A 25910-nucleotide genomic window follows, 5' to 3' on the forward strand; every position below is an offset into this window, starting at 1 on the left:
TCAGATGCTGGCCTCCTATCCAGCCAGCATCTTGAATCACAAAACAGGCCTCAACGGAATCCCTTTCGATTCAGTCAAAGGCGGAAACGCTCTAGAGTCGTGATCCCAAAAGCGGGGGCCGCCTACGCGGGGAAGTCAGTTCACTGGACTGATTTCCGGTCCCGCTTCGATTGGAAAAAGATCATGCTCTAACTTTTTGTTTTTATGCATGTCTCCCCAAACCGGCCCCCACTTTCGGAAGACATGCTTTAGTTCCTCTTCTTTTCAAACCCTTCTGCGATCCTGTCGATGATCAGCCCCTTTTGGGATTCAAAGAGATCGCGATGCCCGGCCTTCTCAACCCACTTGATCGCGATGTCCGTTCCGACCTGAGCCGCTCTTGCGACATAGGTCCTGCTATCATCGGGCACCACGATGGTATCGACGGTTCCTTGAATGACGAGGACCGGAGCTTGTGATTTTATGAAGCCGGCGTCGTTACTGCGTAGGGCATCTTTCCAACCCCTGTCATCCGTCGGGCTGCTTTTCATGATGGGAGTCTTTGCGGTTGCAGCTGCGGCGAACAGTCCGACCACGCAGGTTTTCCGAGCCTCGCCCAGAAGCCTTTTTCCTTCATCCGTATAGACGTCCGGGTTGAGTTTGTAGCTGTCGATATAGCTTTGCCCGATCAACAGGCGGAATGGAGAGTCTATCTTGAAAAAATCACTCTCCACCGGTCTCAATCCTCTGGACCCAGGAGCCAATGCGACAATGGTTTTGATCTTGTTGTCTGGCGCATAGGTCGCCCCGATTTCACCCGCGAACAATACCGCTCCACCGCCCTGAGACCAACCCAACAGAGCGGTGTCTTCGCAAATTCCGGCTTCACTGATGGAACGAGCGGCGCGCAGCAGGTTATGCGTGTCACGTCCCTCGCCAACACCATCGGCATAGCGATGAACGGCGTCCGATCCCAGTCCTGCATAATCCGGTGCGACGACCGCATATCCCTTTGCCAGCCAGTCTTTCAGATAAGGAATGCCGATGTCGATGACAAATTCACCGCGCTGCGCCAATTCCACGACCGGATTTGGCGCTAGTGACGGCGCGCAGCCTCGTGCCGCACCTGTAGTGCCATGAACCCACGCCACAGCCGGGTGGAGCACCTTGCCGTCCATCTGCTTTGGCGCAACCACCAGACCGCTTGCAGGAACATGCGTTCCATCCCACCGTTCCGAGACATAGAGCACACGCCATGCTAACGCACCATCCGGCGCCTTAACGGCTTCCTTACGAATTAGGCTTCCGACCGGCAACGAGGAAAAATTCTCCGGCGTGTCATAAAATGCCGTCACAGGAAATGGCGGTGTCTTCGCCAATGAGAGGTCGAAGCCTTCCAGCTTCGGCGTATCGGCGAAGCCGGGAGAAGAAAACATGGCCGCAGCCGCAAGCAACAATAAATATATTTCTTTCATTCTTATATTTTCCTCTTCGATAATATTGATACAATCATATTCTCCATTATAAATACTTATAATGGAGAATATTTTCTGGCAATTTTCGTGATAGAATTATATAGTTAACGAAGGAAATAAAGAATTTTTCTTCTAGATATTAGCAAAAGACAAATGTCCAATAATGTATGGCCTTGCCGTGCGAAACGTCGATTTCAAGAACGAAACCGCCAGAGCAGCCTGTTCTGCTCCTGGACCTCCTCATACAGCCTGGCTGCAATTCGCAGGTGGAGCTGTCCACACCATCAAGGCCGTTCCACGTATGCGACAGAACCTTCGTCTTCAGAAGAAGTAAGTCGGCTGTTATGATGCAAATTCTATCCCGGTCAGTATTCCAAGTTTCGCTATTCGTTTCAGAGGTGAACGAGGTGGTGTCAGGAGGTCGCATAGCCATATGTTTCCCCCGAGATCGGAAATAAAGGCTCGGTGATTGGTAATATCCAGCGTTAAGCCGATGCCCTCCTCCAGACCATCAGCGACGATTTCATGGTGGGAAAGCCCGTTTTTGGACACCTTTGCACGGTTCAACGTATTTCCGCCGTCCACATTTCCCCGATCAGTCCAATAGAGAACGCTTTGCTCATGATCGAGCGCGAGATCAATCGGTTCGGGAAGTCCTTCCATGAGAAGTTCAATATCCTGTCTCTCAGCAGGAGCTTGGCCTTCCGGTGAATCGATCCCCACGCGGAAGATGCGTCCTTTGCCAGCATTATCCGGCCCCTTCTGGGTCCAGTAAATATGCCCGTTGGCTGCGTCCACGGCGATCCCCACGCACCACCGCATTTGGTCACTGGTGTCCTTCGGGAAGGTGCCAGTTTGCACCAGAACTGTCACATCGCTACCGTCGACCCGTGAGCGCATGACGCGCATTCCTTCACGATCACACCAATAGAGCAGGCCATTTTCGCGATCATGCTCAATCTGCTTTGGCGTTCCTGCCAGACCGGATGGAACGAGAATACGATGATTGGAACCATCGAGATCAGCTCGATTGATCGTTCCATCGTTGTTGGCAAATATGAGATTTTCGTCGGACCCCATATTGGTCCAGTAAAGCGCTTTATTTGCAACATCTACCTGAATGCCATCCGGTGTGCCTGCCAGATCAATGATAGTTCTCTGGTTGGCGCCATCCGGTGAAAGCGCAATGATTGCAGGAGGGCGTGCTTGCAGAACGTAGATCGTTCCATCTGCTCTCGACATGGAATTTCCTTCGTAAGTACTCGGAATCGTCAGGGGAACTTCGAACGAAGCAGGGCTGCCTGATTCAAGGTGCAACGATCCCGCCAACTTTCTTGCGGGCCTCTATGAGACTGATCAGGACAGCGTCGCGTTCGGCTTCCAGTTCGTGCATCGGCCTGTCGCCAACGTATCTGGCTATGCCTTCACCGATCTTCGTTCGCAGGTCCGCATTGAGTTCAGGTGTTTCAAGCAGGCTCCAGATATATTGCATCGGACCCGCAAACTGGTCGAAATAGTGCGTGATACCGCCCGTTCCGCCGCCGAGATGATAGAGCAGAATTTGACCCATCACGCCCCAACGAAGACCAGGCCCCCAGGTCAGCGCCTTATCCACGTCTTCAACAGACAGGACATCCTGGTCCACGAGCGAAACAACCTCGCGGAAGAGAGCCGCTGCGATGCGGTTTGCAGCATGTCCGGGGACTTCCTTGTTCAGGCGCACACAAACTTTGCCAAGTTTAGTGAAGAGGCTATCGGCAGCATCGATCGCGTCCGGGCTGGTTTGTGGGCTGCCAACCAATTCCACAAGCGGAATGATGTGAGGCGGATTGAACGGATGGGCAATAAGGCACCGCTCCGGTGAGTGCGTACAATCGGCGGCGATGATCGACATGGGGATACTGGAAGAACTTGACACTACCAGAACGTCAGTTGCGAGAATGTCGTCGATCTGCCTGAAAAGCTTGCGCTTGAAATCTTCGCGTTCCGGTCCCTGTTCCAGAACCAGGTCAGCTGATTGTAAGGCTTGGCCAAGATCGTTCACGAAGGACAGCTTTTCCTTGCGCGCTTCTGTCGACAGCCCCAGCTTCTCAAGATCGGGCCAGAACTCCTCAATGCCTGCACGCACCTTGCCTTCAACGTCGGGACCCGGATCCGACACTATGACGTTGAAGCCCTTTGCGAGAAAAAAAGCTGCCCAGCTGGTGCCGATGAGGCCCGCGCCGACAATGAGGACATTATCGATCTTGGTACGGTAAATCATAATCCATCCATGAATAGGAATATACGTTGTTGAATAAATACTGGAGTCAGGACCTGTTAAAACGGAGTCACAGAGATCACTACAGCTATTTGTTTTTATTGCATTATCTGACGAAAAGCCGCTTCGAGCTTTTGCTGGAAATGTTCTAGCTGGTCCAAGCCAGCGGTCCGGCCCCAATTGGATTGAGCGGGTAGCGGTAGTCTCCCGGGGTGCGGCTCATTTCGACCATTTCCTTCACACCGGTATATTCCCCCATCGGGGTCATGACCGTGAATTGGTCCGGATCGGGAAACCGATGTTTCTCGTTTGAACCCGCTGTCTCCTGAACGTAAGCCCGGTCAAAAATTCCAAGCTCCATTAGCCACAAGGTCGTACGGGCAAGACTGACTGTTACGCGATAGCTACCGCCCTCGCGAGCCCGGCGGCGCAATGCGGCCAGCGCTCCGGCTGCCGCCAGCCATCCGGCGGCGTAATCCGCCACGACGAAAATCGGGGTCAGGGCAGGCTTGTCGTCGTTGCCTTCGAGATGATAGAGGCCAAGAGCACCGCCGACCGTTATGTCAAAGCCGACACGCGAAGACCACAGACCATCGCCGCCCATATAGGCAACCGATGTGTGAATAAGCCCGGGTCGTTGCGTGCAGAGCGCTTCGGCCGTCATGTCGTGCTTTTCGAGATAACCTTTACGTCGGTTTGCAATGAAAATATCAGCGTCCGCCAACAGCCTGTTAAACTGCTTGCGACCTTCTGGCGTGGTGAAATCAAGTCGTGCTGAACGGGTTCCCACATGCGACGTGCAATGGAAGGTTTCCAGCTCGACTTCGGCGGGACGGAAAAGGTTGAGAACGTCGGCGCCGTGCAATGCCAACGCACGACCAGTGGCCGGTCCAGCGATGACATGGAAGTGACCAAGGACGCGAACACCCTCCAGGGGCGTAGCCGGGTTTTCCGCGAATGGCATTGGGGCGGTGTCGCCGATTTTTTCGATCGATATAAGCGGCTGACAGCCCAGATTGTGCTTGAATGCATCATGCGCAAGGACTTCGCGCAAACTGCGAAGCACCGCTATGGGAACGCCTGCCTTCTCGCCGGCGCCGTCAAGTTTGTAACGATCCCATTTACCGATGGCATCGACGATGGAGTTCGGGTCGTCCTGCGCCTTGAGAAATTGGAGTGTACGCTGACGCAAGCCTGGATACCAGGCACCGGGCAAGGCCCATCCGCCATCTGCAGTCGGATGAATAATCGGCAGACTATTGAACGGATTGAACATGTCGCCTTGCGGCGGATACCCGTTGAGCAGCTCCCATTTGCCCTCGCTGAAAGGGGCGAAGCGCCGAATGGCTTTGCGTATGTCGACATGGATATTCTGTTCTTGCCCGGTCCGGTCACGCCAGATACTGGCAACCAGTGCAGACTTGGCGGCAAGCGCCAATGCGGACATGGCACCGAAGGCAACACGGCTTGGTACGATAGGGTCCTCTCCGTAGAAAGTGATTTCTCCGCCAGTGTTTTGAGTGGACTCGCCTATCTGCGTAAGAAGCCCTTCCAGTTCGCTGCCGAGATTGAGCGGATTTGAAGTCAGAGGGGCATCCAGCATATCATTGAGTTTGCGGGCAAGATTTTCTGCGGAAATTGCAGGGCCTGCCTTTGTCGATTTGGTCACGATAATGACTCCTTAAATGTCCTATAAATTAGTATTAAGCTACTTTTTAAGTAAATCGCAAAAGGCGATTCAAAATACGCTATAATATAATGACCAAACTTGCGATTTATTTACAAAAAATGCAATAAGTATTTGTTTATATGATGTACTCTTTATATATCCAGAATGTTCTCCGTCGAAAGAACCTCTTAAGTACACCGCGTCTGTATATGCCGCGTTCGTCTATTTCCGCCCGATGTCCGATGAACCGTCTGGATGCTCTGGCGAAAACACGCAGAGCGATGGCTTGACCAGTCGCTCCGCCGTCCCAAAAGTGGCTTGTCACGCTCTCCCTACCACGACCACAGGTGAAATTTGCAACGCAACCCGCAGTTTTCAGCCAAAGGTTTCATAAAAACGCGGTCGGCGGGACACCTAAACAATTTGACACCTTGGTATCAGTTTAACCGCACATCAATGAGCATCGGGCCGTCCTTGGCTAAAGCCTTGGCCAAAGCCACAGTCAGGTCCCGATTGGTGGTCACCATGGTTGCCCCAACACCAAAGCCCTGCGCGATCGAAACCCAGTCTATTTCCGGTCGAACCAGGCTCATCATGTCGAGCGCCATCGGGCCAGGCTCAGCGCCAACCTTCGCATATTCTCCGAGCAATATGGCGTAGGAGCGATTATCGAGCAGCAAGGTGGTGACTGGCAGGTTTTCGCGTGCCTGCGTCCACAAAGCCTGCACGGTGTAGGCAGCAGAACCATCAGCCTGCAAGGCGATAACGCGCCGCCCCTTGTCTCCGGCAGCCTCCGCACCGATTGCAGCGCCTGTTGCCAGCGGCATGCCGCCACCAATCGCACCACCGATGACTGACAGCCACTCACAGGGAGCCGCCTGCGGCATGACCGCAGCAAACCCGCTGCCGGAAGTGATTGCTTCATTGACGATGATACTGTTTTCCGGAATTTGACGAGCCACAATTCTGGCCAGCGTATCTGGAGTAATCGGACCATCTGGCGGGGTCTCGATCTCACCATTCGGAATGAGGATATCGCTCTCACAGGCATCAAGCGCTGCGGCCAAGGCCGTCAACGCGCCTTTGGCGTCCTGTTGAACCGTCGTTAGTGTCAGCACCTCCGCATCCGCACGATACAGCAAACTCGGCAAACCAGGGTAACGGAAGAAGCTAACCGGCGGTGGGCAATTCACCAGCACGACCAGATCGTAAGGATCGAGCCGTTGCAATGCTTCGGTTACTCCGTAAGGCACAATCGGCAATGCCAGCCGCCCCTTGCCCATCGGTATATTGGAAACGGTTAAACTCCCCATCAGATCAGCGCCGCACCGTTCGGAAATACCCTTGAGAAGCGGATGCAATTCTTCAACCACCGCTGGACTGCCAAGAAGAATGACAGCTTTACGACCGGAATTCAGGGCATCGGCAACCTTATCAACCACTCCCGGATCGACTGGAAGCGGCCCTCTCGCACCATCGAACTCAGCCGTTTTGCCCCCTTCGCTCCATGACACATCGGCCGGCAAAACCAACGAAGCGATTTGGCCGTAACCAAAGGTTGCCTCTTTCAGAGCGGCCATGGCATCTGTACCGATCGACGCTGGTGCCGTTCCAAAGCGGTGCCATTGCGATGTACCACCCACAAGCGCTTCGACATCAGCGGTCAGCGGGCTGTCATGTGCGACATGATCAATTGCATGATCGCCGACAATATTGAGCATACCACTGCCGGCACGACGGGCATTGTGTATATTGGCAATGCCATTGGCATAGCCGGGGCCGCAATGCAGCAGGGTTACCGCCGGGCGTCGCGTGACACGGAAATAGCCGTCCGCCATACCGGTCACCACATTTTCCTGTAACCCCAGTACGCACCGAATGCCGGGGATGCGATCGAGTGCGGCGACGAAATGCATTTCACTCGTGCCCGGATTGGCAAAGCATGTGTCTACCTTCGCAGCGACAAGACTATGGACGAGGGCTTCCGCTCCGGTGAGATGCGATCTGTTCATCAATATTTCCAATCAATCTTGGGTTAACCGATTTTAATGGAATGAATCCCCCCGTGGTCTTACTGCTGTCGAATTGGGAACCCACGTTTGGAGTCCCTCTTATCTCCGTCTCTCAGTTGATGGCTGTTTTCGCCTTCACCGCGCCGCGCAACTGCTCGATCTGGGCGATGATCTTGTTGAGATCGTCATTGAGGAAATCCTGTTCGCGCTGGCGCATCCATCGGTCGAGTTCGGGTTTGGTGGCCTGTGCTGGAGCGGTAGCGGCATTCTTCAGAAGCATCGGAAAGGTTTCCTTGACGAACTTGTCCTTTGCCCCGCCCTTTTTATCATCCGCAGCGCAGGCAAGAGAGATCGCCGCATTGGCGATGGCCTCGGTTGACTGCAGCCGGGCGGCGAGATTGAGGATCAACTGATGGAGATGATTGATGTCGTTGCCGATGGGATTGCTCATAGCGTTCATCCTCGTGAGTTATGGTCTTATCCTGTGTTGCGTTCAGACAAAGGTCCCGGATATGAACCCGGAGGTCAGTATTTGGGAGGTTATTCCTTGCATCCTACCACTTGACCTTGAAGCCAGCAGTGCCCTTGAGGGCATAGCTGTCGGAGAAGTGGTTGAACGCGGTGTTGATCGAGCCTTCACCGTAGACGGCATATTTGTTATCGGCCCAGGCATAGGTGCCGCCGGCACCGATGCCGCCCCAGGTGCGGTCGTTATCCGTGTCGAAATCGACACCTGCCACATTCACCGACGAACCACCCAGCATCTCCTGATAGAGATTGGCAATGCCATAGACAGTGGTATTGACCATCAGGCCATCATTGCCCTTCCAGGCATTGGCATAGTTGGCCGCGATCCCGATCCGCCCGATCAGGCTGTCGCCGTCATGCAGGCTGACACGGCTGTCCCATGTATCACGGAAGCTGTCAGCATCAATCGATGAATAAGACAATTGCGCCTGTGGTGTCAGCGACCAGTTCTGACCGATGGCAAAGCGCTGACCTGCTTCGATGCTCAACGCATAACCCGTTGCCTTGCGGCCATCGGCCAGCCCTGTATTGGCCGTCCAGGAGTTGAGATCGCTATCGAACCACGTCACCTGCGCCTGACCATCAAGATAGAAGCCATTATTGCCATACCAGGTTGTGGCTGCGCCAAGGCTCCACGCATCGGTGCTGATAGCGCCATCGCCGTCGAAGGAGGAGATATCACCCTTGGCATGGCCATATTGCCCGGTGATCCCGGCGATCAGCCTGCCATTCTCGCCTTCATAGAACTGGCCGTCGACACCGGCCTGCATGATGAAGGTGTTGATGTCCTGCGTCATGCGGGTCAGCGACGTATCGGGCTCCAGGCGATTATGTGCCCCTTCGACACGCGCCCAGACACCCTTGTCATCAACGACGGCACCTGTATTCTGGCCATCGCCATTCTGACCGGTCCAGTAACGCTCGCCGACGCGTTCCTGCAAGGTCGGCAGCTTGTTGAGCGCCTGCATGTTTTGCAGATAGCCTTCATAGACCGGAACAGACGGGCTGTAGCGCGGATCGGGACCGGGACCATCAAGCTGACTGGTCAGATACCAGTTGCCGTCATCATTGCCGGAACCGGAGCCCTGTTGCAGCGTATAGGCATAGGCACCGCCAGAAACTGCCTGTTTGCCGTCCTTGGTCACGAAATCGCCCATCAGCGAGAAGGCGCCGTCCGACCGGCCGCCGACATCAACGACTTCGATACCGTTGACCGTCTGTGCACCAAGCCCGCCACGGTTGATGACTTTCAGATTGGTCGTGCCCGACGTATCACCGCCGATTTTCAGCATATCGGTTTTGGAGCCATCGCCATCAAGCACGCTGTTGATGACAAGCGTGCCGCCATTGCCGCCATAATCGCCTGCAACATTCAGCGTGGCACCACCCGTACCGCCGAAACTGACCGTGCCCGAATTAGAGAGTGCAGCCATATTGGTGTCGTAACCGCCAAGATCAATCAGGGCATAGTTTGCAACCGAATAGGTGGACGCACCGGAGAAGGCACCCGCTACACCCTGCACCAGAGCACCGCCATTGACGTTGGTCTCACCCGCATAGCTGCCGGTGCCCGACAGGGTGAGCTTGCCACTGCCGTTCTTGGTCAGGCCGCCCGCACCGTCCATTATACCGGAGAAGGTCGTGTCGTCATCCTGATCGAGCGTCAGTGTGCCGGAGCCGAGAGCCACATGGCCGCTCCCCGCAAGTCCGCCAACAGTTTCATTGAAATTGGCGAGATCAGCAGTGCCGTCCTTTTCAACTGTCAGCAAACCAGAACCGAACGCGTAATCGGCGATACCAGCCTTCGCAATGCCCTTCTCGACCGTCAGGCCGCCAGTGAATGTATTGTCGCCTGAAAACACCGTCGTGCCCGCGCCGCGTTGCACCACATTGCCGTCACCACTGATATTGTTGGCGAGATTGAATTCACCGCCTGCATCGGTCTTGTCGATAGCCAGGGTGCCGTGGCCATAACGGTCGCTCGTCAGCTTGATTTCGCTACCGCTGTCAATGCTGCCGTTTTCACCAAGCGTCAGTGTTCCCCGCATCACCGTTGTATCGCCGGTATAAGTGTTGGCTCCACCGAGAACCAGATTGCCAAGGCCGGATTTGACAAGGCCATCCTGCCCTTGAATGACAGAATTGATCGTCGCGGTCTTGTCAGCGTCATTGACCTCGCCATCGCCCACAATGATCAGCGGATCATCCTTGCCACCCAGCGTCAATGTCCCGCCCTGCAGCACATAACCATCTTCCATGAACTGCATGCCGTTGACGCTTGGCGTAAAACCGGGATCAATCGTCACCGTGCCTTTGTCACCGCCAAAAACAGCAAAGCCGTTGCCTGACCATTTGCTGTTCATCTGGCCATCAGCACCCGTCCAGTTCGTGCTCGTTCCATCCCACGTACCATCGCCACCATGGATGGCGCCGTCGCCCGTCTGGGTGCCTCCGTCCCAGAAGAAGAATGTGCGGCCATACTGGCTGACCAGATTGATCTGATGATCAATATTGTCCTGAATTGTATAATCAGACGCATCACCTTCAGACACATCGCCAATGGTCAGCGTTCCGGTCTTGGAGCCTGTATAATCAAAAAGACGATAGACGCCGACATCCATGGCGCTGCCCTGCTCGATGTTGAGCTGGCTGTTGCCGAGATTGAGATCGCCCTGCACATCGAAAAGCGCATTATTGGACGAGCCGCCGGAAAGCACGACATTGACCTGATTGCCACCCGGCAGGGTCAGGCCCTGATCGAAAACAAGCTGTTGCCCGCTTTGTCCGGAAAGCGAGCTGCCATTGGCAAAGGATGAAGTGCCCGTAACCTCACCGTCACCGCCGAAAGTGCCGCCAGTCGCCACATTGAGCGTGCCGCCGAGCGTAGACCCGTTGCCAAGCAGCAAGGTGCCGCCGGTGACATTCGTTGTACCGGAAAAGCCGGAATCATCTCCAGTAAAGATCGTTGTGCCGGCAATCTGGTTGATCGTGGCAGTACCCTGACCCGAACTGCTGATATCCCCGCGGACTGTCAGTCCGTCAAGTGTATTGAAGTTCAGTGTGCCATTGCTACCGCCGCCGTTCTTGTTGAAGACGATCTTGTCGACGTTCAGATCACCTGCGTTCCTGGCTGGCTGCCCAGCTTCGCCACCGACATTAACAACACCAGTCGTGTTCCGGTCATACGCAATCTGCAATGAATTATCATTGATGCTGCCGCCGTCAAAAATATCCAGCTGACCGCGCGTGAACTGTCCAACCCAAACGCCATGCTGACCATTCCAGGAAGAGTCCTGACCCGATATCGTGGCGTTTCCACTCCCCTGCCAATTTCCCAGATAAAGCTGGTATCCTGTCACCTGCCCGCCATCGGCAATCGTCAGGTCACCGTCACCGCCAAAACCAAGAATGAGTACATTGTCGTGTACATTGAACGCCGAACCTTCACCGGTGACAATGACATGGCCCGTACTTCCCGTTCCGCCCCCAACGATAACATCGTTGCCGGAACCCGACGCGACATCCACGTAGCCGCCATTGCTGACGGTGAGAGTTGCGTCGTCGCCTGCATCCTCCCCAATGTCCATATTATGAGTGAGCAAAAGAGCTGAGCCGTTGCCATCAACCGTAATAGAAGCAGGCTGGATACCATTGCTGTAACCGAGTATCACGCCGCCCCCGGTAACAGTGGCGCCGTCGCGAATATCCAATGTCCCTGCGCCATTATACCCAACGATCAGCACGGATCCGAAGTCCCAATCGGTCGCGCCTGCTGTCGGTGGTGGGGTTACACTTCCCGTATAGGTGATCGAAGGCTGGGCGAAGGAAGGTGCCGAGCAAAGCAACGCGCTGGCTGCTACACCGGATAGCAAGACCATGCGGATGGACTGGCGGCGGGGTGATGACATCGACATGCAATCTTCTCCTGACCCGATGAACCCGGGAAAATGATCATTCAGCGCACAAAAACCAACAGCCCTTGTGAGAGGCAATCAGCCATCAGGACGAGGCGCGAGAGGTTCGGGGAAAGCTCGACAGATTCCCAAAACCTGATCACGCAACTCGTTGTCTCTTTAGACAGCATTTCTTATTACATTCAAGACAAGTAAACATAACGTATTATTGATAGGATCATCATATCACCCATAGTGAATGTCAATAAAATAGAATTTATTGCCAGCATATTGAAACGATCTAATTTAACATATCAAAAACATAATTATATTAGATATCTATAACATAAGTAAATTTACTATAACACGTTGTTTATTTGTTGTGATTTCATCTGCGTAAATTCCATGAACAATATCCGAATCCCATTGTTCAACCGGCATATTGCCTGGTTGCAACCGTCGGGATTTGTAGCGTTGGCGTAACAGTTTCGCTTCCACCGTCTGACTGTTCAGGGAGAGACGTCCGGGCAAGTCGGACTTGATCGTCGAGCGAAGCGGCATCTGTTGCAGGACCGGCTTGATTCCCTTTCGCCGAATCGCCATGATCCATCTACGCGGCAAGCTGCCGAGTGTCGGTTTCCTCTATATTGCTGTTTTCTGTTGTGATCCTGATGGAGATATTTTCCATCGGACGTTCAAGTTCAGGCGGTTGCAAGCCCTCGTGCTCTGCCTTTTCGAGAAACGGTTCAGCACCCTGGGAAACAGATTTTTTGCGGAGTCGCCAGTTCTTGAAACCAGTAATAAGGCGCGCGCCCGGAAATCTCATGGTTGCTCGGCCTCCCAATATCATCAATCGAAAAGCAATTATCGCTCCTGAATAGATAAAGATGCAACCAGCAGGCCTTATGCGGCCCCGATAATTTCGGTGCGGGCAGCCCAATAGGCCTACCGTAATGTTGTTAGCGTTCCGAACGCCAGCCCTGGATGATACTTCGTGCACGCCGTCCCACATCAGAAGCTTATGGCGAATCTCGCATTGACCCCATGTTGCTGTCCGCTGTAGGAGAGGCCAAGGGCGGCGCTGTCGGTGATGCCGAGATCGAGTCCGGCCTCGATGATCGCAGTATCCTCAGCGATCGGCGCACCTTCAAGTGCGATGCGGAATGGGGCGGGCTTCAGCGTGAACAAGACCTGTCCGGCATTGACGCTCTCATTTTCCTGTACATCGATTGATGCGACCAAGCCCGACACATCGGTTGAGACGCCCAATATGTCAGCCTGAACATAGGCATTGTCAGTGGACATATAACGTCCGCCAGTCACATAAAAATAACCGCCTGCCACCAGTGCCAATGGCAATAGCGAAAACAACAAGCGGCGGCGTTTCAACCTGCGGCGCGCGTGGTCGGCTATAACCAGGGAACCGGATTGTTTTGCCGGTTTCCAGACCACAGGCGCGGCCTTTCCGTGTCGGCTTCCTGCTGTCGTTCGGAACGGACCGGTTCAGTGGAAGGATGTTTCACGGTATTCAAAGTATCAGTCATCGATTGTATCTTCTTGGGTGATGAGTGTTCGGCACGCGCGGGCGACATTTTCTTTCATGCAAAGGAACGTCTGGATGAGTTGCTCCTGTTCTTCCCCGGGGATGTGTTCCAACGCCTCCTGGCACGTGAGGTCCCCCAGTTGGCGCATGTCGTCCAGAAGTGGCAGGGCGGCATCACAGATGTGAATATGAAAACAAGCGACTTTTCGCTATGGTTCTCTGGGCATATTCAAATCTGCGTGATTTTCCTTCAGGGAAAATGGGCTGATGTTTCGCGGAATGGATCTGTCGCATCAAATGTGAGTAGACCAGCAGCGAACTGATCTACGGACGCACTTACACTGCGCGTCCAGCAAAGATATGGTCTGAATGGAACCTGCCCCAGCGCTCCGAGCGCTATCCGCCCTTCAACTGCTGAAGAAGGTATATTTCGCTATCCGCCGTGACGGGCGCGAAGCGGCTGACGCTCACCTCGCCATCCACCACGACAGAGAGCCCGGCCTTGACCGCCGGAGCCAGCCTCGGGTGTAGGTTGACCAGAGCATCGAGCATTTCACCGACATTGCCAGCATCAACTTCGACAACTTCATTGCCGTCGGCAAGCTGGCGTAGTCCGGTCCACAGGTTGACCTTAGGCATGGCGGGCAGCCTTGAGCGCCGCCAATACCTTCGGAGGGTTCATCGGCAGGCTGCAAAGCCGCACCCCGGTCGCAGCTGCAATCGCATTGGCAATGGCGGGCAGCGGCGGTGTAATGCCGGTTTCACCGACGCCGCGAACACCGAAAGGGTGCCCCGGGTTAGGAACCTCAACAATAACCGTGTCGATCATCGGAAGATCAGAGGCAATAGGCATACGATAATCCAGCAGCCCGGTATTCTGAAGGCGGCCGTCGGAGCCGTAGACATATTCTTCATTGAGAGCCCAGCCGATGCCTTGCGCTGCGCCGCCCTGATACTGTCCTTCCACATAAGACGGGTGGATCGCGCGGCCCGCGTCCTGAACGACGAGATAGCGAAGGATTTTCGTCTTGCCGGTTTCAGGATCCACTTCGACATCGACCACATGCGTGCCGAAGCTTGCTCCGACGCCTGCCGGGAGCGACTCGTGATGCCCCGAAATCGGGCCGCCGGTCGAACCCATCTTCTTGGCGATTTCCCTGATCGTCATCGGCGGAAATTTGCCCGCGTTCGCCCCGGCAGGGCACGCCGCGCCATCGCGCCATTCCACGGCTTCTGCGTCGATGCCCCATTCGGCTGCGGCGCGTCGGCACATTTCACCGATTGCGGCAAGGCTTGCTTCCACTGCCGCCTTGCCACTTGCAAATGTAGCCCGGCTGCCATGGGTCGGCTCGTTTTCACCAAGCGCGCCCGTCTCCACGACGTTCACGCGAACCTCGTCATAGCCAATGCCCAAGGTCTCGGCCACCATCATGCCGATGGAAGCCCGGCTACCGCCGATATCGGGGGTTCCCACAGATACCTGTGCTGTCCCATCCTCGGAGATCGCCATAGACACGGATGTTTCGCCATTGTGGTTGAACCAGAATCCCGTGGCTACGCCACGTCCCTGATTGGCGCCAAGCGGAACGGAGAGGTTCGGATGAGCCTTTGTCGCTTCCAGTGTTTCGACAAGGCCGATACTGCTGAACTGCGGGCCGTAGCTCGACTTGTCGCCTTCACGCACGGCATTCTTCAATCGCACCTCAAGCGGATCGAGACCGAGATTCCGGCACAGCTCGTCAATCAGGCTTTCGACGGCAAAGGCCCCCATCGGAGATCCCGGCGCGCGATAGGCCGCTGCTTTCGGTCGATTGGCGAGCACATCATAGCCCAGATGCTGAACGGCAGGCATCTTGTAGGCCGCAAAACAGCAATAAAGTGCCGGGCCTACGGGTGCTCCCGGAAATGCCCCGCCCTGCATGCGGAATTCAGCCCGGCCCGCCGTGATCGTGCCGTCGCGCTTCATGCCGATCCTCACATCCATTGAAGATGAGGCCGTTGGTCCGGTAGCGCGCAGGACTTCGGCGCGGGTCATGACGATTTTCACCGGTCGCCCGCCCGCTTTTTTAGACAGGGCAAGCGCAAGCGGTTCCATGAAGATCGTGGTCTTGCCGCCGAACCCGCCGCCAATTTCCGACGGCGTCACGCGCAGTTTCGAGGCCTCGATACCCAAAACTGCCGAGCACATGCGCCGGATGAACCATTGGCCCTGCGTGCAGACCCACATTTCGCCGCGCCCGTCCGCGCCCATCTGTCCGACACAGGCATGCGGTTCGATATAGCCCTGATGGGTTGCCTCGGTCCGATAAGTCCGCTCCAACACGAGATCAGCCGCCGCGAAGCCCGCCTCGATATCGCCGTGACCGAATTCCATATAGCCAACGACGTTCGGCGGCATTCCTTCGGGAACCGTATGGTCGGCCGAACCCGCGCGGATCGCAGGGGCATCCGGCTTGATCGCGTCATCGACATCGATGACATGGGGGAGGGGCTCATAATCCACCCGGATCAACCGGGCGGCATCCTGCGCCAGCAAGGGCGAGGTGGCGGCGACGGCTGCAATCGCATGGCCGTCATAAAGGGCAACATCGCCAGCCAGCGTGTTTTCCTGAAGGTTCCAGTCTTCGCCAGTCAGCCCGGTCGGCAGGTCCGCACGGGTTATGACCGCCTTCACGCCCTCCAGCGCCAAAGCCGCAGAGGCATCGATGCTCTTGATACGGGCATGCGCGTGGGGTGAACGCACGACTGCGCCCCACAGCATGCCGGGCAGGGAGAAATCCGCGCCATAGCGGGCGCGACCAGTCACCTTGTCCAGCCCATCAGGACGATCGGGCCGCGTTCCGACAATGCGATATTGGCTTTTCAGATCCTCGTTCAGCATCACGCCGCCCTCCTCATTTCGGCTGCGGCATCCAGCACAGCCTGCACGATCTTGTCATAGCCAGTGCACCGGCAGAGATTCCCTGCCAGCCAGAAACGCAGTTCCTCTTCGGAAGGGTCCGGGTTGCGTTCGAGAAGCGCCCTGGACGCGACAAGGAAGCCGGGCGTGCAAAAACCGCACTGAAGCGCTGCGTGCTCGATGAATTTACGCTGCAACGGATGGAGATCGTTGCCGTTCGCCATGCCTTCGATCGTCTCGACACGACGCCCCTCGGCCTCCACGCCGAGCACGAGGCAGGACGATACGAGCGTTCCGTCAAGGGTAACGGAGCAGGCACCGCAATCGCCCGTCCCACACCCTTCTTTCGAGCCGGTCAGCCCGAGATGATTTCGCAGACAGTCCAGCAACGTCTCACGCGGGTCCGCCAGAAATTCGGCCGGTTCGCCGTTGATGGAAGTTTTGACGTGGATTCTGGTCATTGCTGTCTACCTTTCGCACGTTCATAAGCAATTGCCGCGACGCGGTGGGCAAGAACACCCGCAACATCGGTACGGAATTCTGCCGTGCCTCGCTTGTCGGAAATCGGCTTGCAAGCCGCCGATGCCGCCGTTGCCAGCCGTTCAAGCGCATCGTGATCGAGCCGCGTACCGACGATTGCGGCGGCTGCTTCTTCCGCAAGGATCACGGTCGGCGCGACCGCACCAAGCGCGACACGACAGGCGACAATCTTGTCCCCGTCGAGGCGAAGGCTGACGGCACAACCAACAACCGCGATATCCATTTCGGTTCGCGGAATGAAACGCAGATAAGCGTCAGCAGCCGAAGCGCCTCGCGGCGGAAGGTGAATGGCGGAAATCAGCTCGCCTTTCGCCAGCGTCGTTCGGCCCGGCCCGGCGGGAATGCTCTCGACCGGAACGTCCCGATTTCCCTGCGGCCCGGTGATCGTTACGGTCGCTCCGGCGGCGACGAGCCCCGGTACGCTATCGGCCGCAGGCGAACCGTTGCAAAGGTTTCCGGTGATCGTGGCGCGACCCTGAACCTGCGTGGAGCCGACGAGTTCCATGCCCTCGACCACGCCTGGCCAGTCGCGCCGCAACGCGTCATGCGCGCCAAGCGTCGCACCCGAGACAGCAACGCCGATGCGCCACCCGCCGTCATCCGTGTGAACGATGTCATTCACGCCGGGAATATGCTTGATGTCGATCAGATCGTCCGGCGTCACCATGCCGGTGCGCATCTGAACAACGATGTCCGTTCCCCCGGCCAGAAACCGCGAGATACCTTGCGCGGCAGCAGAAATTCTTGCCGCGTCTTCAAACGACTGCACTACATGATATCGCACCGGTAGCCTCCCTCGGCGGATATGGACATTCTCGGCCCTCGCAGAGAATAGTCCTTCTCAAATCGCGAGGAGGATAGGAAATCGCGTTGTCACGAGCAAGGGAAAACCCCTCCGTGGAAGCCGTTGTTCCTTTTTATGGACAAGCAATATGATGGGATCTTGAGGGGCAGGGTACAGGATAACTCCCATGACGTATCTGACGTAGCACGTCACACTTAAAATCCTCGCTGAAATTCGGTTCGCCCATCGCGCTCTGCTCGCTTCAAAATTGGGAATGAAAGCGTCTACGATTCAATATCCAGACATGGCAATCCTGATTTATTCGGATTTCTCATGATTTCATTAGATTTATACAGATTGTTATATGAGCGGATGAGTTGCATCCATGAGGCAGGCAAAGACCAACCCATTTTCTTGACTTTTGCGTTCGGAGAAGCGCCTCATGACCACGGATACTGACGTTCAACTCTATATTGGCGGTAGCTGGAGGAAAACGGCGGATCGCCTGCCCATCATCAATCCCGCCAATGAAAAAACAATCGGCACGGTTGCGGTGGCCACCGCGCGTGACCTTGATGACGCCGTTGCCGCAGCAGAACAGGGCTTTCGCATCTGGAGCCGGACAGCGCCGGCGAAACGCGCCGAAGTCATTTTGAGGGCTGCTGCCCTCATGCGGGCGCGTCAGGAAGAGATTGCCCGGTCGATCACGCTGGAAAACGGCAAATCGCTGACGGAAGCGCGCCTTGAGGTGATCCGCGGTTGCGAGTTCTTCGAATGGGACGCGGGCGAATGCATTCGTCTGTATGGCCGCGTCATTCCGAGCGCGCCGGGCATCCGCTATATTGTCCTGCATGAGCCGATCGGGCCGGTTGCTGCCTTTTCGCCGTGGAATTTTCCGATGAGCCAGCCAGCCCGCAAAATCGGCGGTGCCATTGCATCGGGCTGTTCGGTCATCATCAAGGCATCGGAGGAAACCCCCACGGGCGTCGTGCACATTGCGCGCGCCTTTGAGGAAGCCGGTCTGCCAGCCGGTGTGCTCAACCTCGTTTTCGGTGTTCCGTCACAGATTTCGGAACATCTCATTCCACAGCCGCAGATCCGCATGGTTGCCTTCACCGGCTCGACGGCGGTTGGCAAGCACCTGACCGAACTGGCTTCCCGTCACATGAAGCCCGCTTTGATGGAACTGGGCGGTCATGCGCCGGTTATCGTTTGCGACGACGTCGATCCCGTCGAGACAGGCATCCTGTCGGCCACGCGCAAATATCGCAATTCCGGCCAGGTCTGCACCTCGCCGACGCGGTTTTTCGTGCACGAGAAGCTCTACAAGCGATTTACCGAGGCTTTTGTCGAAAAGGCGCAATCCATCGTCGTTGGCGACGGTCTTGATGCGGCAACGCAAATGGGGCCGGTTGCGAATGACCGTCGTATCGAAGCTTTGCAAATTCTGGTCGATGATGCCCGCGCCAGGGGAGCAAAAGTGCTTTGTGGTGGTAGCCGGTTGCAAAATCAGGGCTATTTTTTCGCGCCGACGGCGATTGCCGAACTGCCGGACGATGCGCGGGCGCTCAAGGAAGAACCTTTCGGGCCGCTGGCGCTCATAAATCCGGTTTCTTCGCTGGACGAGGCCATCGAAAAGGCAAATGCCTTGCCGTTCGGGCTGGCAGCCTACGGGTTCACGCATTCGGCCAGAAACGTCGATCAGCTCATGCAGGGCGTGCAGGCGGGCAATCTGTCGATCAATACGCTTGAAGCCTCGGTGGCGGAAACGCCGTTCGGCGGTGTGAAGGAAAGCGGCCTTGGCCGTGAAGGCGGAGCCGAAGGCCTGCATCATTACACGGTTATCAAGAACGTCTCGCACCGTATTGCCTGAAGCTACTTGATATTAAGCTCCCTAATGAGAAAAGCCCGCCCCGATCATGATCGGGGCGGGCTTTTCTGTTTCAATTCTGTTGGCTCGCGTCAGCTTTCGCTCTTCACAAGCGACACAAGCGCTTGCGAAAGTGGGGTTTCGGGGTCGCGCAGTTCCATCAGGACATCGAAATGATTGCGACCGGCAGCTTCAAACGTCTGCGAAGCGAACCCTGCCCTGGTCCACGCCTGATGGAAAGCGTTCGACTGGCGTTTGAAGCCGGGTGCTTCCTTTTCCGCCCATGCCACGACAATCGGGCAGCCGGTGCGCGGTAGATGACGCAGCGGACTGAGTTCCACCACGGCAGCGTCATCGAGCGCCAGCCATTCCTGCGGGAAGGCTGCGGCTATGGGGGCCAGCTCATAAATACCGCTGACAGGCAGTGCCGACTTGACGATATTTTCGGGAACGCCGAAATCGGCATGCCAGCCACCGGCAATGAGCGTGCCGACCAGATGCGCGCCTGCCGAACTGCCGCCGACATGGATGCGTTCGGGATCGATCCCGAGAGACTTTCCATCGCGCCACAGAAAGGCCAGCGCTGCGCGCACTTCCCGCACGATTTCCGTCAGCGTGACCTCCGGCGAGAGTCGATAATCGATGACGGCGGTGGCGATCCCCTGTTCTGCGAGCATTTCGGCCATCATGGTGGAGTCATATTTTGAAAGCGCGCGCCAGTATCCGCCGTGGACGAAAAGAAACACCGGCCGCAAAGTGCCATTCGGGTCGATGCCGAAGAGGTCCATCGTTTGACCGCTTTCAGTATCATAAACGAGATCGGCCCGGCTCAAATGGTCACGTACGGCGTCTGAACTTTCCCTATAGGCCCGCATTTCGTCGGCAAACCGGTCGCCAACGGTTGCCCTGGCGTTATAGTCGCCATCGAGGCGTGAGGCGGGCCATGTGCCCTCGGCGATCAGGTTCGCGGCAAGATCGGTCATGCATGCTCTCCAGACATATTTTATACTTACAGAACGAGGCCGCTTGCCCGGTTTTCGATCAGCCGCACCAGATTGAGCGCCGTCATTCCCGACGACTTCGGGTTGCCTGCCAGAGGGCGGTTTTGCAGCCGCATCTCCAGAATGCCGAACTCGCCTTCTGCGAAGATTTCGTGGCGGTTGAGCGTGGCTGTCGGGTCGGCGACAAGGCTGACGACGGTGCGATCCAGCCCGATGCCGGCCAGCGATGTGATGACCGCGACATTGGCATTCTGCGGAAAGCGATCGGCAGCGGCGCGCGCCGAACCATGAAAGAATGTATGAGGGCCTGTCAATGCGTCCAGATCGCAAAGCGTTTCGGCACCTGTCCCTCGCCAGGCAAGGGCAGGCTTGACGATACGGTGTTCGACACGATCAAGCCCGAGACGCGCGGCGGCGGCGAGGGCGTCGATGCCGCCAAGCGCGCCGGGGGGAACAAGAAGCTGGCGGCCAAGGGCTTGCGCCATGCTCACAAGATCGGTGAAGGCCGCGTCGCCCACAAAAGCGGATGTTGACGATACGGCGAAATCCATGCCGTTGACAAAGGCGCTGCGCGCAAAAGGCAGAACGCTGTCGCGACCTGCCGCTTCGACAACGAGGCTGGTCTCCAGACCGGCCAGCTCATCGGGATGACGGATGAGCCGCGCATCCTTCGGCAGGTCAGGACGGGAGCGTTCCGGGTCGCGAACGGCCACGGCGGCAATGCGAAAAGGGGAACCTCTCTCTGCAAGAAGTGCAGCCACACGCTGGCCGATGGCGCCCCAGCCGACGAGGCAGATGGTTTCAGATACCGACATAGCCCTGCACCTGTTCGTAGTCGCGTTCCAGATCCGTGCCGCTGCCTGACCAGACGGTGCGGCCTTTTTCGATGATGTAGTGACGGTCGGCGAGATGCTTCAGCACCGAAAGATTCTTGTCGATCAGCAGGATCGACTGTCCCGAAGCGCGCAGCTTGCGGATGACGCTCCATATTTCCGCGCGAATGACAGGAGCCAGACCTTCGGTGGCTTCGTCGAGTATGAGCAGCCATGGATTGGTCATCAGGGCGCGGCCAATCGCCAGCATCTGCTGTTCGCCGCCGGAAAGCGTGCCCGCCGCCTGACCGGCGCGCTCGCGCATTCTCGGGAAAAGATCGTAAATGCGCTCCAGTGTCCAGCAGTCGCGGCGCTTCTGGCGGTTGGCGGCCGTGGCGACCAGATTTTCCCGGACTGTCAGTGTCGGAAAGATCTGGCGCCCTTCCGGCACGAGCCCAACGCCGAGCCGCGCGACTTTTTCGGGCTGTTGCCCCGTTACCGTGCGTCCGCCAAGCGTTACTTCCCCGCCGCGCGCGCCGACAAGTCCCATGATGGTACGGATTGTTGTCGTCTTGCCCATGCCGTTGCGGCCCATGAGCGTCACCAGTTCGCCCTCCGCAACCCGGAAGGAGATGTCGAAAAGCACCTGGCTGTGACCGTAACCGGCCTTAAGCCCTGCAACCGTCAACATGGTTCGTCCTCATTTCCCAGATAGGCCTCGCGCACCTCTGCGCTGGCCGAAATCTCCGCCGCGGTTCCCGTCAGGATGACGCGCCCGTAAACGAGCACCGATATCCGGTCGGCGAGCGCAAAGACCGCGTCCATATCGTGCTCGACCAGCAGGATCGTCACTTTACCGCGCAGACCTTGCAGCACCTCGACCATTTCCTGACTTTCCGCATGGCCGAGGCCGGCCATCGGTTCGTCAAGCAGAAGCACTTTCGGTTTGCCCGCCAGCGAGATCAGCAGTTCAAGCTGTTTGCGTTCACCGTGCGAAAGATCATCGACAACAATGTCCCGACGTCGCCCGAGCGGATGCGTGGACAGCATGGCGTCCGTCTCTTCCCAGACAGCGTTACGGGTCAGAACCCGATCCATGATCCGCATATTGCCGCCCAGCCGCGCCTGAACAGCGATGCCGAGATTTTCGCGGACCGTGAATTCGCCGAGCAGGCTCGTAACCTGAAAGGTTCGCCCGAGGCCAAGGCCGATCCGTTCGGCGGGGCCGAGCCGGGTAATGTCGGTATCGCCGAGCAGAATGCGCCCTTCATTGGGCATGAGATTACCGCAGAGCTGATGGATCAGTGTCGATTTGCCCGCGCCGTTCGGGCCGATGAGCGCATGGATATGACCCGCCTGAAGCGAGAAGGTTACATGGTCCGTTGCGGTCAGACCGGCAAAACGTTTGACCAGATTTTCGGTTCGCAGGATCGCGTTCATGCCACCCTCCTTCGAATTTGCGCGACGAGGCCCGTCAGGCCGCCCCGTGTGCCGAGGACGACCACCAGCAACAGGATGCCCAGAATGAGCTGCCAATGTTCCGTCCAGCTTGCCAGATAGGTCTGCAACACGAGGAAGACTGCCGTTCCCCAGACCGGGCCGAAGAAGGAACCCACACCGCCGAGGATGACCATGATCATGAGATCGCCCGACTTGGTCCAGGCGAGTGTCTCCGGGCTTGCAAAGCGCATGAATATCGCCATCAGCGCACCGGCCAGTCCGGCGCCCATGCCCGCCAGAACGAATGCAAACAGCTTGTAGTGGAAAGGTTCGATACCGAGAGCCGCCATGCGCTGTTCGTTCTGCCGGATGCCGCCCAGAATGGCGCCGAAGGATGAGCCGACGACACGACGCAACCAGAAGAAATAGGCAATGGCGACCACCAGGATCACATAATACATGGCGATCTTGTCGCGCAGGCCAATGCCGAACAGCGTATTGGCATTGCGCACGATGATGCCGTCGTCGCCGCCATAACTGTTGAGCGATACGAAGAAGGAAAACAGCATCTGCGCGAAGGCGAGCGTGATCATGATGAACTGCACGCCGCTGGTGCGCAGCGCCAGCGAGCCGATGATCAGCGCCAGCAGCCCGGAGACGAGTATCGCGGCGGGTACGGTGATGAGGAACCGGTCGGTGCCCGGAATGATACCCAGCAACGGCACACCTTCCGCATGATGGAAATAGAGGATGCCGACAACATAATTGCCTATGCCGAAGAAGGCGGCATGACCGAAGGAAACCATGCCCCCGTAACCGAGGATGAGATTGAGGCTCGCGGCGGCGATGGCATAGATCATGATGCGCGCAACGAGGCTCGGCAAGGACGATTGCCCCAGCGCGGGTGCGAGATAGGGCAGAGCCGCCAGACAGAGAACGACGAGAATGAAGACAATGGAACGGCGCATGTTCTAACCCTTCACCGGAAAGAGACCCTTGGGGCGAACGAGCAGCACAAGCGCCATGAGCAGATAAATCCCCATGGACGCGACACCGCCCCCGAAAGCGTCGGCGTCCGGTCCGTCCATCACCTTGCGCAGCAGCGGCGGCAGGAAGGCGCGCAGGCTTGTGTCGAGCACGCCAAGCGTGATGCCGGAAATGAAGGCTCCCTTGACCGAGCCAACGCCGCCAATCACCACGACCACGAATGTCGTCAGCAGGATCTGTTCACCCATGCCGACCTGTACGGTCAGCACCGGCCCCATCATGAAACCGGCAAGGCCGGCCAGAAGCGCCCCGAGCGCGAAGACCGCAGTGTAGAGCTTGCGTATATCGACACCCAGCGCCCGGACCATTTCGCTGTTGGTCGAGCCCGCCCGGACAAGCATGCCGATGCGTGTGCGATTGATCAGCAGGTAAAGCCCGAGCGCCACCACAAGACCGACCAGAATGATCAGGAGCCTGTAGGGCGGGTAGGGCAGGCCAGGGAGAATTTCGATCGGAGCGGCCAATGACGGCGGAAGCTGCACGAAGATCGGCTGGCGACCGAAAAGCAGGACAATCAATTCGTTGAAAATCAGGATCAGTGCAAAAGTGGCGAGAACCTGATCGAGATGGTTGCGGTTGTAAAGCCGCCGCATCACGCCGAGTTCCACCACGATGCCGACGAGTGTTGCGCCTGCGAGCGCCGCGGGCAGGCCAAGCCAGAAATTGCCGGTTGCATTGGCAACCCATGTCCCGGCGAAAGCGCCCACCATGTAAAGCGAGCCATGCGCAAGATTGATCACGCCCATGATGCCGAAGATGAGCGTGAGACCCGCCGCCAGCAGAAACAGCATGACGCCATAGAGCAGGCCGTTGAGAAGTTGTTCCAGAATCAATGTCATTGCAGCAATCCCGTCGTATTCGCGTCAGCCGACGGTGGGGAAAAGACAGATTGAGCCCAGATGGGACCAGTAGGTCTTATCCGGGCGGGGGCGTGCTTAAAGCTTGCAGTCCGCGGCGTGGATATCGCCGTAGTTTTCACGAAGTGTACGAACGGTTTTGGTGGTCGGAGCACCGTCATCGCCTTTGGCGACTTCGAGCAGATACCAGTTCTGAACCGGATGCTGGTTCTGGCCGAAGCTGAAATTGCCGCGCACGGACTGGAAATCGGCCTTGCGCAATTCGGCGCGGAAAGCACCGATATCGTCGATATTGCCGGTCTTTTTGAGTGCCGAAGCAATCAGGCGAGCCACATCGTAGCCTTGCGTGCCGTAATAGGTCAGCGGACGATCCGGGTAGGTTGCCTTCCACTTCGCGACCAGTTCCTTGCTGGCGGCATTGTCGAAATCCGGGCTCCAGTGCGAGGTCACCTTGAGACCGACGGCGGCGTCGCCGAGACTCTTGAAGGTGACGGCATCGCCCGACGGTTCGGACAGGATGACGGGGATCTGGCCCAGAAGGCCTGCCTGCTGGTACTGGCGCAGGAATGCGATCCCCATGCCGCCGGAATGGGCCGGAAACACCACGTCCGGCTTGGCGGCGCGGATTTGCGCCATTTCGGCAGAATAATCGGTCTGGTCGAGCTGCGTATATATTTCGCCGATGACGTCGCCACCGAAGGTGCGCTTGAAACCGTTGAGCGCATCCTTGCCGGCCTGATAGTTCGGGGCCAGAATGAAGGCGCGCTTGTAGCCCAGTTGCTTGGCGGCAAGGCCCGACGCTTCATGCAACGAGTCATTCTGCCAGGAGGCGACGAAATAATTCGCATTGCACTGATCGCCAGCCAAGGTTGACGGCGCTGCATTGGCGCTGATGTAGATGGCGTCGTTATCGACAACATCGGGAACAACGGCGCCAGCGATGTTGGAGAAGATGATGCCGCTGAGAAGCTTGATATTCTCCTCGCCCATCATTTTTTCGGCAATCTGGCGGCCGTTGGCCGGTTTTCCGGCGTCGTCTTCGACCACCAGTTCCACCGGCACGCCGCCGAGCTTGCCGCCTTCCATGTCGATGGCCATTTTCATGCCGTCGCGCACGTCCTGACCCAGATAGCCTCCGGGGCCGGAAAGCGTGGTGATGACCCCGATCTTGACTGGATCCTGAGCAAAGGCGGTGCTCGAACAACCGAGCGCGAGGGCAAGTGCAAGAATGCTTGTCTTGAGTTTCATGAGTTCCCCAACATCATTGTGTCTCGTTAGAGCGCGTTTCGATCCGATTGAAT

Annotated in this window: 20 protein-coding genes and 1 pseudogene; 1 reads left to right on the top strand and 20 read right to left on the bottom strand. The window is 57.1% G+C overall.

The annotated features are described in order from the left end of the window. Positions 1–248 precede the first annotated feature (248 nt). The 13 genes and pseudogenes from FHS76_RS17340 to FHS76_RS17400 all read right to left on the bottom strand — a co-directional run bounded on the left by FHS76_RS17340 (position 249) and on the right by FHS76_RS17400 (position 17582). A complete protein-coding gene (locus FHS76_RS17340; protein WP_183655685.1) occupies positions 249–1454 on the bottom strand; it encodes an alpha/beta hydrolase family protein in 1206 nt (401 codons plus the stop codon). A gap of 342 nt (positions 1455–1796) precedes the next feature. Beyond that, positions 1797–2696: a hypothetical protein gene (locus FHS76_RS17345; protein WP_183655687.1), complete on the bottom strand. Its 900-nt coding sequence runs from the start codon at positions 2694–2696 to the stop codon at positions 1797–1799. Positions 2697–2760: 64 nt separating this feature from the next. Next, positions 2761–3717 carry a 3-hydroxyacyl-CoA dehydrogenase NAD-binding domain-containing protein gene (locus FHS76_RS17350; RefSeq protein ID WP_183655689.1) on the bottom strand — a complete coding sequence of 319 codons (957 nt, stop codon included), beginning with the start codon at positions 3715–3717 and terminating at the stop codon, positions 2761–2763. A 145-nt stretch (positions 3718–3862) separates the two neighbouring features. Further along, positions 3863–5383 (bottom strand): CoA transferase, encoded by a 1521-nt coding sequence (locus FHS76_RS22790; protein WP_183655691.1) that lies wholly within the window; start codon positions 5381–5383, stop codon positions 3863–3865. A gap of 437 nt (positions 5384–5820) precedes the next feature. Continuing rightward, positions 5821–7395, bottom strand: coding sequence for an acetolactate synthase large subunit (locus FHS76_RS17360; RefSeq protein WP_183655694.1), 1575 nt, complete (start codon positions 7393–7395; stop codon positions 5821–5823). Positions 7396–7507: 112 nt separating this feature from the next. Further along, complete coding sequence (locus FHS76_RS17365) at positions 7508–7846, bottom strand: hypothetical protein (RefSeq protein ID WP_183655845.1); 339 nt, start codon at positions 7844–7846, stop codon at positions 7508–7510. 103 nt (positions 7847–7949) lie between these two features. Beyond that, positions 7950–11837, bottom strand: a complete 3888-nt coding sequence (locus tag FHS76_RS17370) for an autotransporter outer membrane beta-barrel domain-containing protein (RefSeq protein WP_183655696.1) — start codon at positions 11835–11837, stop codon at positions 7950–7952. A gap of 589 nt (positions 11838–12426) precedes the next feature. Beyond that, the gene (locus FHS76_RS17375) at positions 12427–12642 is read right to left on the bottom strand and encodes a hypothetical protein (protein WP_183655699.1); all 216 of its coding nucleotides are present in this window, start codon (positions 12640–12642) and stop codon (positions 12427–12429) included. Positions 12643–12956: 314 nt separating this feature from the next. Continuing rightward, positions 12957–13214: pseudogene (locus FHS76_RS22605) on the bottom strand (biotin/lipoyl-binding protein); the annotation flags it as partial. 541 nt (positions 13215–13755) lie between these two features. Then, on the bottom strand, positions 13756–13998 hold the full coding sequence (locus FHS76_RS17385; RefSeq protein WP_183655703.1) for a MoaD/ThiS family protein: 243 nt from the start codon (positions 13996–13998) through the stop codon (positions 13756–13758). Further along, positions 13991–16240: a xanthine dehydrogenase family protein molybdopterin-binding subunit gene (locus FHS76_RS17390; protein WP_183655705.1), complete on the bottom strand. Its 2250-nt coding sequence runs from the start codon at positions 16238–16240 to the stop codon at positions 13991–13993. The genes FHS76_RS17385 and FHS76_RS17390 overlap by 8 nt, the downstream gene beginning before the upstream one ends. Further along, positions 16240–16719: a (2Fe-2S)-binding protein gene (locus tag FHS76_RS17395; protein ID WP_183655707.1), complete on the bottom strand. Its 480-nt coding sequence runs from the start codon at positions 16717–16719 to the stop codon at positions 16240–16242. Before FHS76_RS17395 ends, FHS76_RS17390 begins: the two co-directional genes overlap by 1 nt. Next, a complete protein-coding gene (locus FHS76_RS17400) occupies positions 16716–17582 on the bottom strand; it encodes an FAD binding domain-containing protein (RefSeq protein WP_183655709.1) in 867 nt (288 codons plus the stop codon). The genes FHS76_RS17395 and FHS76_RS17400 overlap by 4 nt, the downstream gene beginning before the upstream one ends. Positions 17583–18024: 442 nt before the next feature. Between FHS76_RS17400 and FHS76_RS17405 the strand changes: the two genes are divergently transcribed. Beyond that, a complete protein-coding gene (locus FHS76_RS17405) occupies positions 18025–19455 on the top strand; it encodes an NAD-dependent succinate-semialdehyde dehydrogenase (RefSeq protein WP_183655712.1) in 1431 nt (476 codons plus the stop codon). An 89-nt stretch (positions 19456–19544) separates the two neighbouring features. Here the strand turns inward: FHS76_RS17405 and FHS76_RS17410 are convergent, their stop codons facing one another. The 7 genes from FHS76_RS17410 to FHS76_RS17440 form a co-directional block, all read right to left on the bottom strand. After that, positions 19545–20435, bottom strand: a complete 891-nt coding sequence (locus FHS76_RS17410; protein ID WP_183655714.1) for an alpha/beta hydrolase — start codon at positions 20433–20435, stop codon at positions 19545–19547. Between the two features lie 26 nt (positions 20436–20461). Then, positions 20462–21268 carry an aspartate dehydrogenase gene (locus tag FHS76_RS17415; RefSeq protein WP_183655715.1) on the bottom strand — a complete coding sequence of 269 codons (807 nt, stop codon included), beginning with the start codon at positions 21266–21268 and terminating at the stop codon, positions 20462–20464. Continuing rightward, complete coding sequence (locus FHS76_RS17420; protein WP_183655718.1) at positions 21255–21956, bottom strand: ABC transporter ATP-binding protein; 702 nt, start codon at positions 21954–21956, stop codon at positions 21255–21257. The genes FHS76_RS17415 and FHS76_RS17420 overlap by 14 nt, the downstream gene beginning before the upstream one ends. Further along, the gene (locus FHS76_RS17425; protein ID WP_183655720.1) at positions 21950–22705 is read right to left on the bottom strand and encodes an ABC transporter ATP-binding protein; all 756 of its coding nucleotides are present in this window, start codon (positions 22703–22705) and stop codon (positions 21950–21952) included. The genes FHS76_RS17420 and FHS76_RS17425 overlap by 7 nt, the downstream gene beginning before the upstream one ends. Then, complete coding sequence (locus tag FHS76_RS17430; RefSeq protein WP_183655722.1) at positions 22702–23673, bottom strand: branched-chain amino acid ABC transporter permease; 972 nt, start codon at positions 23671–23673, stop codon at positions 22702–22704. The genes FHS76_RS17425 and FHS76_RS17430 overlap by 4 nt, the downstream gene beginning before the upstream one ends. A 3-nt stretch (positions 23674–23676) precedes the next feature. Beyond that, on the bottom strand, positions 23677–24591 hold the full coding sequence (locus tag FHS76_RS17435) for a branched-chain amino acid ABC transporter permease (RefSeq protein ID WP_183655724.1): 915 nt from the start codon (positions 24589–24591) through the stop codon (positions 23677–23679). Between the two features lie 96 nt (positions 24592–24687). Further along, complete coding sequence (locus tag FHS76_RS17440) at positions 24688–25857, bottom strand: ABC transporter substrate-binding protein (RefSeq protein WP_183655726.1); 1170 nt, start codon at positions 25855–25857, stop codon at positions 24688–24690. Positions 25858–25910 lie beyond the last annotated feature (53 nt).

The sequence above is a fragment of the Brucella daejeonensis genome (genome assembly GCF_014199265.1).
Lineage (GTDB): Bacteria > Pseudomonadota > Alphaproteobacteria > Rhizobiales > Rhizobiaceae > Brucella > Brucella daejeonensis.